Below are 14,804 nucleotides of genomic sequence, written 5' to 3'. Positions count from 1 at the left end.
CGCGCCGCTCAGCGGATCGCGTTGATGCGGTCGAGGATGCCGGGCGGCCAGGCCTGCGACTGGGTCGAGGCCAGGTAGCGGCGCTGCGCCTCGGCGCGGAAGGCGTCCACATTGGGCGCATAGACCTCGAGCCCCGCGCCGCGGAAGAAGGTCACCATCTCCTCCTCCTGCGCCAGATGGCGGCGCGTGCTCTCCGCGATCGCCTTGTCGGCGGCGGCCTGCACCGCGGCCTTCTGCGCCGCGCTCAGCCCGTCCCAGACGCGCGACGAGATCGAGAGCAGGTCATAGGCGACGAGGTGGCTGGTCAGGACGAACTGCGTCGTCACCTCATGGAAGCGCATGGTGCGGCTGGTCGGCAGCGGGTTGTCCTGGCCGTCCACCGTGCCGGATTGCAGCGCGGTGTAGAGCTCGGCGAAGGCGACCGGCGTGGGGTTGGCGCCCAGCGCCTCGCCCAGGAACTGCCAGGTCTCGCCCGGCGGCATGCGCAGCTTCAGGCCGCGCAAATCGGCCGGCGTGCTGACGCGCGTGCGCGGACGCAGGTTCACATGGCGCGTGCCGAAATAGAGCGGGCCGAGCACCTGCACGTTCAGCTGCTCGCGCGCCATGCGCTTGAACTCCTCGCCGACCGGGCTGGCGAAGACCTTGCTCATGTGGTCGGCGTCGCGGAACAGATAGGCCGAGGCCATGACCGACCAGGCCGGGATCTGGCGCGAGAAATCCTGCGGCGCGAGGTTCGCCATCTCAACATTGCCGCGCTGGATCGCGACCAGCTCCGTGCCCTGGCGGAACAGCGTGGCGTTGAGATGCAGCTCGACATCGAAATCCGCGGCGAGGTCGCGCTGGAAGCCGCGCATCGCCTCGGCGCGGATGTCCTGGTCGGAGAAGACGGCGGTGAAGCGCAGCCGGCGGCGCGCTGCCTGCGCCTGGGCGCTGGAAGTGATGGCGGGGGCCGCGACGAGCGTGGCGGCGGCACTCGCCAGCACGGACCGGCGTCCGATTTGCGATGGCATGGGCGTTCTCCCTGGACCTTGGATATTGGCGGGGCTGCGTCGAGGCAACCGAGCATGAGGCTAATCGCAGGCGAAAGGATGATCAACAGAGATTTTGCCAAAAATCGGATGATTTTGCCGCCATCCGATGTTGCGGCGTGGCGCGGAGGCGCGGATACTCGCCCCGCAACCCAGCCCAGCAGGACCCCGGCGCGTGACACGGCAGGACAGCGCGGAGGCCAGCGCAGCGCTCCAGGGGGCGCCCGGCGAGGCCGTCTACCGGCGCATCCGCGCGGATGTGCTGCAGGGCCGCCTCGCGCCCGGGCGCAAGCTCGGCCTGGACGGGCTGCGCCAGATCTACGGCGTGGCGGTGGGCACGCTGCGCGAGGCGCTGAACCGCCTGGCCTCCGAGCAGCTCGTGGCGGCGGAGGGGCAGCGCGGCTTTCGCGTCGCCCCCGTCTCCATCGAGGATTTCCGCGAGATCGCGGATCTGCGCCTGCTGCTGGAAGGCCAGGCGATGGCGCTGTCCTTCGCCGCGGGCGACCTGGATTGGGAAGGGCGCGTGGTGGGCGCGCATCACAGGCTGGCGGTGCTGGAACGCCGGCTGCTGGCGGGCGAGGCGGTGGAGCCGGCGCTGTGGAAACGCTACGACCGCGCCTTCCACGCCGCGCTGATCGAGGCCTGCGGCTCGGCCGTGCTGCTCGAGACCCATGCGGCGGTGCATGACCGCTATCTGCGCTACCAGATGGTGGCGCTGACCTTCCGCGGCACGGTCGCGGCGGGCGAGCACGCCGCGCTGCTGGACTGCGCGCTGCGGCGCGACGCGGTGCGGGCCGAGGCGGTGCTGCGCGCGCATCTCGGCGGCTGCCTCGAGCATCTGATGCGCGGCGGCGCGCTGCAGCCCTTCGCGGAGCGGCCCCCCGCGCCGGCGCGCGCCCCGCCCGCGCCAAGGCAGGCCCGGCGATGAGCGAGGCGGTGGCCCCCGCCGGGACGGCCGGTGAGCGCGCCTATCACCTGATTCGCGCCGATATCCTGCGCGGCGCACTGGCGCCGGGGCAGAAGCTGAAGCTGGATGCGCTGCGCGATTCCTACGCGGTCGGCATCGGCACGCTGCGCGAGGCGCTGAACCGCCTGGTGGCGGAGCGGCTGGTGGTGGCGGAAGGCCAGCGCGGCTTCGAGGTCGCGCCCTTCACCGCCGCCGATCTGCGCGAATTGGCCAGCCTGCGCCTGCTGCTCGAGGGCCATGCGATGGAGCAATCCTTCCGCGCCGGTGACGTGGCGTGGGAGGCGCAGGTGGTCGCCGCGCACCACATGCTGGCACAGATGGAGGCGCGGCTGCGCGCCGGCGAGGCCGCGGCCCTCGCGCCCTGGCGGCGGCTCGATTCGCAATTCCACCGCATGCTCGTTTCCGCCTGCGGCTCACGCACGCTGATGGCGACCCATGCCGCGATCTTCGACCGCTACCAGCGCTACCAGTATCTCGCGCTGGGCTTCCGCGGCGACATCGCGGCGCAGGAACATGCCGCGCTGCGCGATTGCGCGCTGGCGCGCGATGCCGCCGCGGCGCGGGAGATCCTGGCGCGGCACATCCTGGGCGGCGTCGATCATGCGCTGGCCAGCGGCGCGCTCTGAGGAGAGGCCCATGACCATTCCGCCACCGAGTCTCACCGCCTCGCGCCAGATCGCCATCCGCCCGGACTGGCTGGCGCAGCATGAGGAGCCGATCCTCGAGCCCGCGCTGCCGATCATCGATCCGCACCATCACCTCTGGGACCATCCGGGCGAACGCTACCTCTTCGAGGATCTGCGCGCGGATCTCGCCACGGGGCACGACATCCGCGCCACCGTCTTCGTCCAGTGCGGCGCGATGTATCGCGCGACCGGCGATGAGGCGCTGCGCCCGCTCGGCGAGGTCGAGTTCGTCAACGGCGTGGCGGCGATGAGTGCCTCCGGCCGCTACGGCACCCCGCGCATCTGCGACGGCATCGTGGGCTTCGCGGACCTGACGCTGGGCGCGGCCGTGGCGCCAGTGCTGGAGGCGCATCGCGCCGCTGCCGGGCCGCGCTTCAAGGGCGTGCGCAACCGCACCGCCTGGTTCGATTCGCCCGAGGTGCGCTCCAACCTCGTCACGCCGCCGCCGGGGCCGCTCGCGCATCCCGCCTTCGCGGAGGGGCTCCGCGTGCTGGCGCGACAGGGGCTGAGCCTCGATGTCTGGGCCTATCACCCGCAACTGCCCGCCGTGCTGGCCCTGGCGCGCGCGGTGCCGGAGGCGGTGATCGTGCTCGACCATGTCGGCGGGCCGCTCGGCGTCGGGCCCTTCCGGGGGCAGCGCGCGGAGGTCTTCGCCGATTGGTCGCGCGACATCCGCGCCCTGTCGGCGCTGCCGAACGTGATGGTGAAGCTCGGCGGGCTGGCGATGGAGGTGAACGGCTTCCCCTTCCACGAGGCGCCGCGCCCGCCCGATTCCGCCACGCTGGCCGAGGCCTGGCGGCCCTATATCGAGACCTGCATCGCCGCCTTCGGCGTGGATCGCTGCATGTTCGAAAGCAATTTCCCGGTGGACAAGGGCATGTGCAGCTACGCCGTGCTCTGGAACGCCTTCAAGCGGCTCGCCCAGGGGGCGAGTGCCGCGGAGAAGGCGGCGCTCTTCGCCGGCACCGCGGCGCGGGTCTATCGCCTCGTGCTCTAGAAATCATCGAATCTAGAGCAAGAAATGCGTTCAGATGGGTCGCGGCAGCGCCGCGACCCATCTGAACGCATATTGCTCTATAGCGAAGCGCCGCCGCAGACCATGATCTGCTGGCCGGTGATGGCCCCGGCCTCCGGCCCCAGCAGGAAGGCGGTCAGCGCCGCGACCTCCTCCGGCCGCACCAGGCGGCCGATCGGCGGCAGCTTCGGCACGCTCGCGGCCCGCGCGGGGTCGCGCAGCATCGGCGTGTCGGTGGCGGCGGGGGCGACGACATTCACCGTGATGCCGCGCGGCGCCAACTCCATGGCCCAGGACCGCGCAAGCCCCACCAGCGCGGCCTTGGAGGCCGCGTAGTCGCCGCGCCCGGCCGCGCCGGCCGAGGTGCGGCTGCCGATCAGCACCACGCGCCCCCCCGGCGCCATGCCGGGCACCAGCAGATCCGCCAGCAGCGCGGCGGCCTCCACATGCAGGCGCCAGAGCAGCCGCGCCGTCTCTGCCTCCAGCGCGCCGAGCGGGGCGGCGCGCATCAGCCCCGCGGCATGGACCAGCGCGGTGGGCCGCAGCCCGGCCACCGCCGCGCGCGTGGCCGCGGGATCGAGCAGATCGACCCCGCGATGCGCGTAGCCGGGATCGGCAAGGCCCGGGTCGCGCCGCCCGAGGCCGGTGACGCGCCAGCCCTGCGCCAGAAGCCGCGCCACGATGGCGGCGCCGATCCCGGAACTCGCGCCGCTGACCACGGCATGGGGCGGCGGGCTTTCGGACATCGGCGTTCCCCTGGCGCAGGCGGCGCGGCGCTTGACGCGACGCTGCGGGGCCAGATACCAATTCGGCAGAAAACGAACAAGTGTTCGCATTCCGATCAAATGCGGGGCGATCGAGGGGGGAGGGACAGGCGCCGTCACATGCCGGACAGCATCTCCGCGTCGCCGCGCGCGCGGCCCGCCAACCCGAAGAACCAGGTGCAGTCCGTCGCCAAGGCTTTCGCCGTGCTCCGGGCCTTCGGCCATGGGTTGCCGGCGCTGACCGTGGCCGAGATCGCCGCCGCCGCGGGGCTAGACCGCGGCACCGCCTTCCGGCTGATCCACACCCTGGTCGGGCTCGGCTATCTGCGCGCGGTGCCCGAGGGGCGGCGCTTCCGCCTGACGCTGAAATGCCTGGAACTCGGCCACGCCGTGCTGGCCGCGACCGACCTGCCCGGCCATGCCGCGCCGCTGCTGCGCGAGGTGGTGCCGGGCCTGGCCGAGGCCGGGTCGCTCGGCGTGCTCGAACAGGGCGAGGTGATCTACCTGGCCCGCGTCGAGGCCGGGCTGGAGCGGCATGGGCTGGTGCGGCGGCCGGGCACGCGCATCGGCGCCTACGCCACCGCGCTCGGCCAGGCGATGCTCGCCTTCCTGCCGCAGGCCGCACAGGTGGCGCATCTGGAGGCCGTGCCGCGCGTGAAGCTCTCCGAGCGCACCCTCACCGGGATGGACGCGCTGCTGCGGCGGCTCGAACAGGTGCGGGCGTGCGGCGTGGCGATGTCGGATGGCGAGAACGCCTATGGGCTGCGCACCGTCGCCGCGCCGGTGCTGGATGCCGCCGGCCAGCCGATCGCCGGCGTGAGCCTGACCGCCGGTGTGGGCGGGCTGGGCACCGAGGCCTTCTTCGCCGCCGCCACCCCCGCCGTGCGGCGCCTCGCGGCGGAGCTGGGCGAGGGCGTGCGCCTCTCGCTCGGCGCCATCGGCGTGGCGGGGCGCCGATGACGGCGCCGGCCTGAGGAGACGCGACATGCCCGACACCAACCCCGCCATCGCGCGGTCCGAGACCCTCGCCCCCGTCCCGGGCGATCCGGCGCGGCTGGAGGCCTTCATCCCCACGCCCTGCGTGCAGAACCACGCCGCCTTCCTGCTGCCCCTGCCGGGCGGCGATCTCGGCTGCGCCTGGTTCGGCGGGACGCAGGAGGGCGTGCCCGACATCTCCGTGCATGTTGCGCGGCTCGCGCCCGGCGCGACGCGCTGGTCCGACCCCCTGCGCCTGTCGGACGACCCGACGCGCTCGGAGCAGAATCCGCTGCTCTTCCTCGCCCCGGATGGCGTGCTCTGGCTGCTCTGGACGGCGCAGGTCGCCGGCAACCAGGACACCGCCCTGGTGCGCCGCCGCCTGTCGCGCGATGGCGGCCGGAGCTGGGGCCCGATCGAGACGCTTTTCCCCGAGCAGCCGGGCTTCGGCACCTTCATCCGCAACCCCATCACCGTGCTGCCGAGCGGCGAGTGGCTGCTGCCGATCTGGCGCTGCACCAAGCCGCCCGTCGGCGCCTGGACGGGCGATCTCGACACCAGTTCGGTGATGATCTCCGCCGATGGCGGCGCGCATTGGACCGAGCATCCGGTCCCCGGCAGCACGGGCTGCGTGCACATGAACATCGTGGCCCGGCCGGACGGCACGCTGGTCGCGTTCTTCCGCAGCCGCTGGGCGGATTTCATCCATCGCAGCCGGTCGACCGATGGCGGGCGGAGCTGGAGTGCGCCGGTACCGACCGTGCTGCCGAACAACAATTCCTCGATCCAGGCCTGCGCTTTGGCCGATGGCCGCATCGCGCTGCTGTTCAACGATTCCAGCCGCGCCGCCGCCACGGGACGGCGGCTCTCGCTCTATGACGACATCGGCGGCGCCGAGGTCGCGCCGCTCACCGAGCGCAGCGCCTTCTGGGGCGCGCCGCGCGCACCCATGACGCTCGCCCTCTCGGCCGATGGCGGCATGACCTGGCCCTGGCGCCGTAACCTCGAGATCGGCGACGGCTTCTGCCTGACGAACAACTCGAAAGAGCGGCTGAACCGCGAATTCTCCTACCCCAGCCTCTGCCAGACGCCGGATGGGATGCTGCACATCGCCTACACCTATTGGCGCCAGGCCATCAAATATGTGCGCCTGCATCCCGATTGGGTGCGCGGCGGCTGATCCGATTGCCCGAACGAACCAGAACGGAGGAACGTCCCATGCATCGCCGCACCCTTCTCGGCACCGCCGCCGCCGGCCTGCTCGCCGCCCCCGCCGTCCAGGCGCAGGATGCCTGGCCGCGCGGGCGCGTGATCCGCGTGATCTGCCCCTGGCCGCCGGGCGCCGCGAATGATGCGCTGGCCCGCCTGCTCGGCCAGAAGCTGCAGGAGAAGCTGGGTGCCACGGCGGTGGTCGAGAACCGCGTCGGCGGCGCGGGGCTGGTGGGCACCAACGCCGTGCTGCAGGCCGCGCCGGATGGCTTCACCCTGCTCGCCTCCGCCTTCAACACCGCGGTCATGCCCCTGGTGCTGAAGGGGGCGAATTTCGACCCGCAGCGCGACCTGGAGGTGGTGGCCCGCACCGCGCGCGCGCCGCTGGTGATGGTGATGACCGGCGCGCGCCCGCAGCGCACGGTCGCCGAGGTGGTGGCGGCGGCCAAGGCGAATCCGCGCGAGTGGAACATCGCCATCTCCTCGCTCGGCTCGGCCGGGCATCTGGCGACCATCGAGTTCAACCGCCGCACCGGCGCCAATCTCGACATGGTGGCCTATCGCGGCACGCAGCCCGCGCTCACCGACCTGATGGGCGGCAACGCGCAGCTGCTGATCGACCCGAGCTTCGCCCTGCTGCCGGCCACCGCGGATGGGCGCGTGCGCGCGCTGGGCATCGCCACCGCGCAGCGCTCGCCGCTGGCGCCGAACGTGCCGACCATGGCCGAGGCCGGGCTGCCCGGCTACGAATTCCAGTCCTGGTACGGCGTCTGGGCGCCGAAGGGCACGCCGGCCGAGATCTGCCAGCGCCTCAACGCCATGATGCAGGAGACGATGCGCGAGGCCGCGATCGTCGAGCGCCTGACCGCGCAGATCCTCGAACCCGTGACCGAGAGCATCGAGGAGACGCGCCGCTTCATCGCGCACGAGATCTCCCGCGCCACCGAATTGCTGCGCAGCGTGAATTACGAACCGGTGTAGCGCCCCTGGCCAGGAAGGGGGTTGCATCGCGCCGGCGAATCGCGCCCCCTTAGCGGCTCTTGCTGCAGGAGCCGCCCTTGCCGCCGATCCGCCCCGTTTCCCGTCGCGAGACCTTGGCATGACGGCACAGGCCGCGCTGTCGCGGGGGGCGCATCCCCTTGTCATTTCGGCCGGGGTGGCGCTGGGCGCCATCCTCGTCATCGCCGTGCTGATGCTGCTGCCGGGCGGGGCCACGCTGGCGCAGCAGGTGATCTCGGGCCTGATGCTGGGCGGCATCTACGTGACCGTGGCGGTCGCCTTCACGCTGACCATCGGCGTGCTGAACTTCCTCAACTTCACCATCCCGACGATGTTCATGCTGACCGGCATGGTCGCCTGGGGCCTCGCGCGCTGGGGCCTGCCTTTCGGTGGCGGCGGGCTGCACTGGGCGCCGGCGCTGCTGGGCGGCGTGGCGGTGGCCATCCTTGCCTCCCTCATCGTCGAGCGCTTCACCTTCCGCTACCTCAAGACGCGCCATGGCGACGCTACGGAACATGCCATCCCGCTGGTCTCCTCGCTCGGCTTCCTGCTGATCTTCGAACACCTGGTGCTGATCGTGCTGGGGTCGGAGGCGCAGAGCTTCCCGGTGCGCTTCCGGCTCGACTGGCAGATCGGCCCGCTGGTGCTGGGGCTGCCGCAGCTGGCCTCGCTGCTGCTCTCGCTCGGCATCGTCTTCTGGCTGTCCTGGCTGCTGGCGAGGACGCGCACCGGCCGCGCGCTGCGCAGCATCGCCGAGAGCCCGGATACGGCCACGCTGCTCGGCGTGGAGGTGACGCGCATCGTGCCGATCGTCTTCCTGCTGAGCGGCCTGCTCTGCGGTGTCGCCGGCGCGCTCTTCGTCGTGAACTACAGCGATGTCTCGCCCTTCATGGGCGACCATGTCGGCACCAAGGCGATCGCGGCGATGGTGCTGGGGGGGCTGGGTTCGATCTGGGGCGCCATCGCGGGGGGCTTGCTGGTGGGGCTGCTGGAGACGCTCGGCATCCATTTCTTCGGCGGCGATGCGGCGCAGGTGGTGGTGTGGTCCACGCTGCTCGCGGCGATCATCCTGCGCCCGCAGGGCCTGTTCGGCGGCAGCCGCATCGGCAAGGGGAAGCTCTGACATGTCGGGCTACTGGGCCGGCATCCTGGCCATCCTCGCCATCAACATCATCTTCGCCTACGGCATCTTCGTCACCGCCGCGGCCGGGCAGCTCAACCTCGGCGGCGCGGGCTTCATGGCGATCGGCGCCTATGCGGCCGCGGTGCTGGGCGAGCAGCTCGGCTGGCCGCCGGCGCTGACAATCCCGGCGGCGACGCTGGTGACGGCGCTTGTGGGCATCGCCATCGCCTTTCCCGTGCTGCGCACGCGTGGCGTCTACATGGTGCTGGCGACCTTCGCCTTCGCCCAGGTCGTCACCGGCGTGATCCTGACCCAGCCGGCGCTGGGCGGGGCGATGGGCATGGTGGTGCCCGACTATGTCGACCTGCCGGTGCTGCTCGGCGCCGCCCTCGCCGCGACGCTGCTGGTGTTCTTCCTGATGGCGACGCGGCTCGGCCTCGCCATGCGCGCGCTGCACGACGACGAACTGGTCTCGACGCTGATGGGCGTGCCCGCGCGCGCCGTGCAGGTGGCGAGCTTCGCGCTGGGCGCGGGCCTCGCGGGCCTCGCCGGCAGCCTCTATGCGCACCATTTCTCCTTCGTCGAGGCGCAGTATTTCTCCGCGCTGCTGTCGATCTACGTGCTGCTCTTCGTGCTGATCGGCGGCACGCAGACCGCCTGGGGCCCCCTGGTGGGCGCGACCTTCTTCACCCTGGTGCCGGAGTTGCTGCGCATCGGCGGGTCCTGGCGCTATGTCGTCTTCGGCGTGATCATCGTGGCGATGATGATGTTCCGCCCCGAGGGCATCGTGACGCGCACGCTGCTCGCCCGCCTGCTCAACCGCCGGAGGCGCCTGGCCGATGCCGGATGAGGCGCTGCTGCGGCTGGAGGGCGTCACCAAGTCCTTCGGCGGGCTCAAGGTGGTGGATGATGTGGGCTTCAGCCTGCCGCGCGGCGGGCGGCTTGGCCTGATCGGGCCGAATGGCGCGGGCAAGACCACCGTGTTCAACCTGATCTCGGGCGTCTATCCGCTCGATGCCGGCAGCATCATCCTCGATGGTCAGCCGATCGGCGCGCTGCCGCCGCGCGCGCGCGTGCTGGCGGGACTCGCGCGCTCCTTCCAGAACATCCGCCTGATGCCGCATCTCTCGGCGGTGGAGAATGTCATGCTCGGCCAGCATGCGCGCGCGGCCGGCCTCGGCGCGCTGCTCACGCCGATCGGCTGGATGCCGGGCGGGCGCTGGCGGCGGGAGGCGGAGGCGCTGCTGGCGGAGGCCGGGCTCGACATCGACCCGGGCGAGGTCGTCTCGGCCCTGCCCTATGGCATCCGCAAGAAGATCGAGGTGGTGCGCGCGCTCGCGAGTCGGCCGAAGCTGCTGCTGCTGGATGAGCCGGCGGCGGGGCTGAACCCGGCGGAGACGGCGGAGCTCGCGCGCTTCCTGCGCGAGGTCGCGGCGAAGGGCACGGCGCTGCTCGTCGTCGAGCACGACATGGGTTTCGTCAACGAGGTCTGCGAGAACGTCGTCGTGCTGAATTTCGGCCGGCGCATCTTCGCGGGCAGCATGGCCGGCGCGCGCGCCGACAGGCTGGTGCGCGAGGCCTATCTCGGCGCCGAGGAAGGGGCCGCCGATGCTGCTTGAGGTCGATGCGCTCGAGGTCCGCTATGGCCGCACCCAGGCGGTGCGGGGCGTGTCGCTCGGCGTCGGCGCCGCCGAGGTGGTGACGGTGCTGGGCGCGAATGGCGCGGGCAAGTCGAGCCTGCTGAAGGCCATCGCCGGCGCGGTGAAGCCGGCCGCGGGGCGCATCTTCCTCGACGGCGCCGACATCACCGCGCTCAGCGCGCCGGCGCGCGTGCAGCGCGGCCTGGTGCTGGTGCCGGAGGGGCGGCAGATCCTGGTCAGCCTCACCGTGCATGAGAACCTGCTGATGGGCGCCTATGCGCGGCGCGATGGCGATGTCGCGCGCGACATCGAGGGCGTCTATGCGCGCTTCTCCAACCTCGCGGCGCGGCGGGACATGCCGGCCTCGGTGCTCTCGGGGGGCGAGCAGCAGATGCTCGCCATCTCGCGCGCGTTGCTGGCGCGGCCGCGGCTGATGATGCTGGACGAGCCCTCGCTCGGCCTCTCGCCCCTGCTGGTGGGCCGGCTTTTCGACCTGATCCGCGGCCTGAACCAGGAGGGCCTGGCCATCCTGCTGGTCGAGCAGAATACGCGCATGGCGCTGCGCAGCGCCGCGCGGGGCTATGTGATGGAACTGGGCCGCGTCGTGCTGGACGGGCCGGCCGGAACGCTTGCGAACAATGATGCCCTCGCCGCCGCCTATCTCGGCGCGTATTGAACGACAGGGAGTGGGAAGCATGATGATGCAACGCAGGACCATCCTCGGCGCCACGGCGGGCCTGCTGGCCGCGCCGGCGCTGGCGCAGAACCGGGAGATCGTGCTCGGTCTCTCGATGGTGAAGTCGGGGCCGCTGAAGTCGCCCGGCGAGGCCACCGAGACCTGCGTTGATCTCGCGGTGGGCGAGATCAACGCGGCGGGCGGCGTGAACGGGCGGCGCATCCGGCTCGAGAAATTCGATACGGGATCCGATCCGCGCCAGGCGGCCACGGCCACGCAGAAATTCGCGCGCGACGACAATGCGGTGGCGATCGTCGGCCCCTTCTCCTCGGGGGAGTCCGCGGTCGCCTTCCCGGTGGGCGAGCGGCTGGGCATCGTGCAGGTCTCGACCTCGGCCTCGCAGCCCGGGCTGACGGCGAATTTCAGCTATGCCTGGCGCCTGACCGAGGATGAGGGCAAGCAGTTCGGCCGGCTGCTGACCTCGCTGAACCGCAAGGGCATTCCCACCAGCCGCGCCGAGATCATGTTCATCTCCGATGAGCGCATCTCCAACATCACGGCGACGCAGTTCTACCCGGCGCTGCTGCGCGCGCGGAACATCCCCTTTGGCGAGCCCGTCTCCTTCCAGTACCGCACCTTCGACGTGGCGCCGCAGGTGACGCAGATCCTGCAGCGCAACCCGCAGGTGGTGGCGCTGGCCGCCACGCCCGACGGCGCGGGCAAGGTGCTGCGCGAATTGCGCCGGCAGGGCTTCACCGGCCGCGTCATCGGCAGCCAGATCTTCGCCGACCCCAACTCGGTCGAGCTCTTCGGGCCGGAGGGCGAGGGCATGCTGATCGTCGCCGGCTTCTGGTGGGACCGCAACGACGCGACGCGCGCCTTCACGCGCAAATACGCCGAGGAGAATGCGCGCCGCGGCCTGACCACGAAGAAGATCCCGCATCACTCCGACGCGCAGGCCTATGACACCGTCTACCTGCTGAAGCAGGCGATGGAGCGCGCCGGCACGACGGGCGAGGCGTCGCGAGTCGCGGCCGAGCGCACCGCGATCCGCGACGCGCTGCGCGGCATCACCTTCACCGGCGTCACCGGCGAGAACACCTGCTTCGACGCGGCGCGCGACGCGGAACTGCCGGGCTTCATCATCGAGATCCGGAACCAGGCCTGGTCGCTGTTCGACAGCTTCCCGGCCGATAGCTGCGCCTGATGCGTCACCTCGCGGTCCTGGGGGGCGCGGGCGGCATCGGCCGCGCTTTGGTCGCGCGCGCGCTGGCCGAGGGCTGGCGCGTCAGCGTGCTCGACCTGCCGGCCTCACTGGCGCGACACCCCGTGCCGGCGGGCGTGCGCGCGATCGAGGTGGATGGCAGTTCGGAGGAGTCCGTCGCGCTTGCCTTCGGCACGCTCGGCGATTCCCTCGATGGCTTCGTCAACCTCGCCGGTTTCGTGAACCGGTTGGCGCCGATCGCCGAGACCGGCGCGGCGGAGTGGGATGAGACGCTGGCCGGCAATCTGCGCACAGCCTTCCTCACGGCGCGCGCCGCGCTGCCGCGACTGATGAAGGGCGAGCGCGCGGCGATGGTGCAGATCGTCTCCGGCCTCGCGGCCTTCACGCGGCCGGGCTACGCGCCCTATGCGGCGTCGAAGGCGGCGATGATCTCGCTGACCAAGACCCTGGCGCTGGAGGCCGCGCCGGCGGTGCGGGTGAATGCGGTTGGTCCCGCGGCGGTGGATACGGCCTTCCTGCGCGGCGGCACGGGCCGCAGCAACGAGGACCGCACGCCGCATGTGAACATGGAAGCCTATACCGCGATGATTCCGCTCAAGCGCTTCGCGCAGCCGGACGATGTGGTGGGGCCGGTGATGTTCCTGCTCGGCCCCGATTCCGGCTACATGACGGGGCAGGTGCTGTGGGTGAATGGCGGGCAGTTCATGCCATGAGTGACTGGTCGCTCGACCTCGGCGGGATCGTGCTGCGCGGCGTGGCGGATGAGGATCCTTTCCGCCTGCCGCGCGACCTGCTGTTTCCCGGCACGGAGCCTTCGCTGCTGGATCGCGCCGCGGTGCTCGATGCCGCGAGCGTGGAGCCGGCCACCGATTCCATCCTGCTGCGCGTGCAGGTCTTCGCCATCGAGGCCTTCGGGCGGCGCATCATCGTCGATGGCGGCATCGGCGACGACAAGGAACGGCCCGCGCGTGCCTCCTGGCACCGGCGACGCACGGATTTCCTTGCGCGGCTCGGCATGGCGCCGGAGTCCGTCGAGGCGATGCTGTTCACGCATCTGCACGCCGATCATGTCGGCTGGGCGACGCGGCTCGATGAAGGCCGATGGGTGCCGACCTTCCCGCGCGCGCGGCACATCGTCGCGGCGCGCGAATTCGCGCATTGGGCGGCGCTGGATGCGGTGGCGCCGGTCGGCCATGGCTGCTTCCGCGACAGCGTGCTGCCGCTGGCCGAGGCCGGGCTGCTCGACCAGGTGCCGGACGACCACGCGCCCTTCCCAGGCCTGCGTTTTCGCCCGCTGCCGGGGCACACGCCCGGCCAGGTCGGCATCACGCTGCGCGGCACGAAGCGCACCGTGCTGATCGCCGCCGATGCGGTGCACCACCCCGCCCAGCTGCTGGCGCCCGACGTCACCTCGCGCTTCTGCTCGGACCCTGGGGTCGCGGTGGCGACGCGCCGCGCGCTGCTCGAGGAAGCGGCGAGCGAGGGCCTCGCCCTGGTGCCGCACCATGCGCGCGGGCGCGTGCTGTGGCACGTCACGCGCGCGGGTGAGGGCTTCGCCCTGCGCTAGATGTGCTCCGCGTGGTGCTCCAGGTACCAGGCCGCGATCTGCTCGCGCGTCGTCCACCACACATCGGGGAAAGTCCTGGCGTAGTCGAGGAAGTCGCGCAGCGCGCGGATGCGGAAGGGCTGGCCGATGACATGCGGGTGCAGGCCGATGTTCATCAGCCGCCCGCTGCCCGCGCCCTCCCGATACAGCTCGTCGAACTGTTCCTTGAACACGGCGAAGCCGCCATTCACGTCCTTGCCCTGGCGCAGGAAAACGGTGAAGTCGTTGACCTCCGAGGTATAGGGGATCGAGACCAGCGGCCGCCCTGATGCCGTATGGATCAGATAGGGCTGGTCGTCGTTCAGCAGGTCGGTGAAGAAGGTCAGCCCCTCCTCCGCCACGATGTCGGCCGTGTTCGGCGTGGAGCGCAGCGAGCAGGAGAGCCAGCCTTTCGCCGGCTTGCCGACGACCTCGCGATAGACGCGCAGCGTCTCGCGGATCACCGCGCGCTCGGCCTCGATGTCGAACTGGTAGTTGGTCAGCAGGTCGGTCTGCACATAGTTGTGGGCCACGATCTCCCAGCCGCGATCGATCGCGTGCTGCACCACGGCGCGGCGCTCGAGGCCGAATTTCGCGTTCATCGTACAGCTGGTGGGCACGCCCGCCTTCTCGAAGGTCTCGAACATGCGCCAGACGCCGACGCGCTGGCCGTATTCGCGCCAGGTCCAGTTCGGGTTGTCGTAGACATTGCCGGGCAGCACATCGGTGATGATGGAAGGCCCGCCGGGGTAGAAGGGCTTCTCCGTGTCCTTCACCTGGTCCCAGTATTCCAGATTGGTCGTCACCAGCAGCGCGATGCGCGCACCGCCGGGCCAGCGCAGCGGCTTGCGGTGGGGCAGGGGCACGAAATCATAGCGCATCGGCGTCGCTCTCCGTCAGGGCGGGGCCATG

16 protein-coding genes are annotated in these 14,804 nt (G+C 71.4%); 13 read left to right on the top strand and 3 right to left on the bottom strand.

Annotated features, from left to right (window positions below; translation table 11 throughout):
• Positions 1 to 8 precede the first annotated feature (8 nt).
• Positions 9 to 1,010, bottom strand: coding sequence for a TRAP transporter substrate-binding protein DctP (dctP, locus tag AC2D9U_RS19295; RefSeq protein WP_484751900.1), 1,002 nt, complete (start codon positions 1,008 to 1,010; stop codon positions 9 to 11).
• 193 nt (positions 1,011 to 1,203) lie between these two features.
• Between dctP and AC2D9U_RS19290 the strand changes: the two genes are divergently transcribed.
• The 3 genes from AC2D9U_RS19290 to AC2D9U_RS19280 are packed head-to-tail and all read left to right on the top strand — an operon-like array spanning position 1,204 to position 3,678.
• The gene (locus AC2D9U_RS19290) at positions 1,204 to 1,956 is read left to right on the top strand and encodes a GntR family transcriptional regulator (RefSeq protein ID WP_484751898.1); all 753 of its coding nucleotides are present in this window, start codon (positions 1,204 to 1,206) and stop codon (positions 1,954 to 1,956) included.
• Complete coding sequence (locus AC2D9U_RS19285; RefSeq protein ID WP_484751896.1) at positions 1,953 to 2,621, top strand: GntR family transcriptional regulator; 669 nt, start codon at positions 1,953 to 1,955, stop codon at positions 2,619 to 2,621. The genes AC2D9U_RS19290 and AC2D9U_RS19285 overlap by 4 nt, the downstream gene beginning before the upstream one ends.
• Before the next feature lie 10 nt (positions 2,622 to 2,631).
• Positions 2,632 to 3,678: an amidohydrolase family protein gene (locus tag AC2D9U_RS19280; protein ID WP_484751894.1), complete on the top strand. Its 1,047-nt coding sequence runs from the start codon at positions 2,632 to 2,634 to the stop codon at positions 3,676 to 3,678.
• 77 nt (positions 3,679 to 3,755) lie between these two features.
• Here the strand turns inward: AC2D9U_RS19280 and AC2D9U_RS19275 are convergent, their stop codons facing one another.
• Entirely contained in the window at positions 3,756 to 4,442 is a 687-nt protein-coding gene (locus AC2D9U_RS19275) for an SDR family NAD(P)-dependent oxidoreductase (RefSeq protein WP_484751892.1), read from the bottom strand.
• Positions 4,443 to 4,580: 138 nt separating this feature from the next.
• Between AC2D9U_RS19275 and AC2D9U_RS19270 the strand changes: the two genes are divergently transcribed.
• From AC2D9U_RS19270 to AC2D9U_RS19225, 10 genes are all read left to right on the top strand, one after another.
• Positions 4,581 to 5,420 carry an IclR family transcriptional regulator gene (locus AC2D9U_RS19270; RefSeq protein ID WP_484751890.1) on the top strand — a complete coding sequence of 280 codons (840 nt, stop codon included), beginning with the start codon at positions 4,581 to 4,583 and terminating at the stop codon, positions 5,418 to 5,420.
• A 25-nt stretch (positions 5,421 to 5,445) separates the two neighbouring features.
• Positions 5,446 to 6,615, top strand: a complete 1,170-nt coding sequence (locus tag AC2D9U_RS19265; RefSeq protein WP_484751888.1) for a sialidase family protein — start codon at positions 5,446 to 5,448, stop codon at positions 6,613 to 6,615.
• 38 nt (positions 6,616 to 6,653) lie between these two features.
• Positions 6,654 to 7,625 (top strand): Bug family tripartite tricarboxylate transporter substrate binding protein, encoded by a 972-nt coding sequence (locus AC2D9U_RS19260; RefSeq protein ID WP_484751886.1) that lies wholly within the window; start codon positions 6,654 to 6,656, stop codon positions 7,623 to 7,625.
• A 118-nt stretch (positions 7,626 to 7,743) separates the two neighbouring features.
• Positions 7,744 to 8,766, top strand: a complete 1,023-nt coding sequence (locus AC2D9U_RS19255) for a branched-chain amino acid ABC transporter permease (RefSeq protein WP_484751884.1) — start codon at positions 7,744 to 7,746, stop codon at positions 8,764 to 8,766.
• A 1-nt stretch (position 8,767) separates the two neighbouring features.
• A complete protein-coding gene (locus AC2D9U_RS19250; protein ID WP_484751882.1) occupies positions 8,768 to 9,616 on the top strand; it encodes a branched-chain amino acid ABC transporter permease in 849 nt (282 codons plus the stop codon).
• A complete protein-coding gene (locus tag AC2D9U_RS19245) occupies positions 9,606 to 10,385 on the top strand; it encodes an ABC transporter ATP-binding protein (protein WP_484751880.1) in 780 nt (259 codons plus the stop codon). The genes AC2D9U_RS19250 and AC2D9U_RS19245 overlap by 11 nt, the downstream gene beginning before the upstream one ends.
• Entirely contained in the window at positions 10,375 to 11,082 is a 708-nt protein-coding gene (locus tag AC2D9U_RS19240) for an ABC transporter ATP-binding protein (RefSeq protein WP_484751878.1), read from the top strand. The genes AC2D9U_RS19245 and AC2D9U_RS19240 overlap by 11 nt, the downstream gene beginning before the upstream one ends.
• A gap of 25 nt (positions 11,083 to 11,107) precedes the next feature.
• The gene (locus AC2D9U_RS19235) at positions 11,108 to 12,289 is read left to right on the top strand and encodes an ABC transporter substrate-binding protein (protein ID WP_484751876.1); all 1,182 of its coding nucleotides are present in this window, start codon (positions 11,108 to 11,110) and stop codon (positions 12,287 to 12,289) included.
• Positions 12,289 to 13,020: an SDR family NAD(P)-dependent oxidoreductase gene (locus tag AC2D9U_RS19230; RefSeq protein ID WP_484751874.1), complete on the top strand. Its 732-nt coding sequence runs from the start codon at positions 12,289 to 12,291 to the stop codon at positions 13,018 to 13,020. Before AC2D9U_RS19235 ends, AC2D9U_RS19230 begins: the two co-directional genes overlap by 1 nt.
• Complete coding sequence (locus AC2D9U_RS19225; protein WP_484751872.1) at positions 13,017 to 13,874, top strand: MBL fold metallo-hydrolase; 858 nt, start codon at positions 13,017 to 13,019, stop codon at positions 13,872 to 13,874. Before AC2D9U_RS19230 ends, AC2D9U_RS19225 begins: the two co-directional genes overlap by 4 nt.
• Here AC2D9U_RS19225 and AC2D9U_RS19220 read toward each other — a convergent pair.
• Complete coding sequence (locus AC2D9U_RS19220; RefSeq protein ID WP_484751870.1) at positions 13,871 to 14,773, bottom strand: polysaccharide deacetylase family protein; 903 nt, start codon at positions 14,771 to 14,773, stop codon at positions 13,871 to 13,873. The genes AC2D9U_RS19225 and AC2D9U_RS19220 overlap by 4 nt on opposite strands.
• Positions 14,774 to 14,804 lie beyond the last annotated feature (31 nt).

The sequence above is a fragment of the Roseomonas sp. TF40 genome (genome assembly GCF_057219975.1).
Note: the sequence above shows the minus strand (reverse complement) of the source record. Positions and strands in the feature narration are given on the sequence as shown.

Coding starts and splice junctions, on each gene's coding strand:
- AC2D9U_RS19230 (WP_484751874.1), top strand. CDS start 12,289: ATGCGTCACCTCGCGGTCCTGGGGGGCGCGGGCGGCATCGGCCGCGCT.
- AC2D9U_RS19255 (WP_484751884.1), top strand. CDS start 7,744: ATGACGGCACAGGCCGCGCTGTCGCGGGGGGCGCATCCCCTTGTCATT.
- AC2D9U_RS19235 (WP_484751876.1), top strand. CDS start 11,108: ATGCAACGCAGGACCATCCTCGGCGCCACGGCGGGCCTGCTGGCCGCG.
- AC2D9U_RS19245 (WP_484751880.1), top strand. CDS start 9,606: ATGCCGGATGAGGCGCTGCTGCGGCTGGAGGGCGTCACCAAGTCCTTC.
- dctP (WP_484751900.1), bottom strand. CDS start 1,010: ATGCCATCGCAAATCGGACGCCGGTCCGTGCTGGCGAGTGCCGCCGCC.
- AC2D9U_RS19280 (WP_484751894.1), top strand. CDS start 2,632: ATGACCATTCCGCCACCGAGTCTCACCGCCTCGCGCCAGATCGCCATC.
- AC2D9U_RS19260 (WP_484751886.1), top strand. CDS start 6,654: ATGCATCGCCGCACCCTTCTCGGCACCGCCGCCGCCGGCCTGCTCGCC.
- AC2D9U_RS19225 (WP_484751872.1), top strand. CDS start 13,017: ATGAGTGACTGGTCGCTCGACCTCGGCGGGATCGTGCTGCGCGGCGTG.
- AC2D9U_RS19275 (WP_484751892.1), bottom strand. CDS start 4,442: ATGTCCGAAAGCCCGCCGCCCCATGCCGTGGTCAGCGGCGCGAGTTCC.
- AC2D9U_RS19270 (WP_484751890.1), top strand. CDS start 4,581: ATGCCGGACAGCATCTCCGCGTCGCCGCGCGCGCGGCCCGCCAACCCG.
- AC2D9U_RS19265 (WP_484751888.1), top strand. CDS start 5,446: ATGCCCGACACCAACCCCGCCATCGCGCGGTCCGAGACCCTCGCCCCC.
- AC2D9U_RS19250 (WP_484751882.1), top strand. CDS start 8,768: ATGTCGGGCTACTGGGCCGGCATCCTGGCCATCCTCGCCATCAACATC.
- AC2D9U_RS19240 (WP_484751878.1), top strand. CDS start 10,375: ATGCTGCTTGAGGTCGATGCGCTCGAGGTCCGCTATGGCCGCACCCAG.
- AC2D9U_RS19220 (WP_484751870.1), bottom strand. CDS start 14,773: ATGCGCTATGATTTCGTGCCCCTGCCCCACCGCAAGCCGCTGCGCTGG.
- AC2D9U_RS19285 (WP_484751896.1), top strand. CDS start 1,953: ATGAGCGAGGCGGTGGCCCCCGCCGGGACGGCCGGTGAGCGCGCCTAT.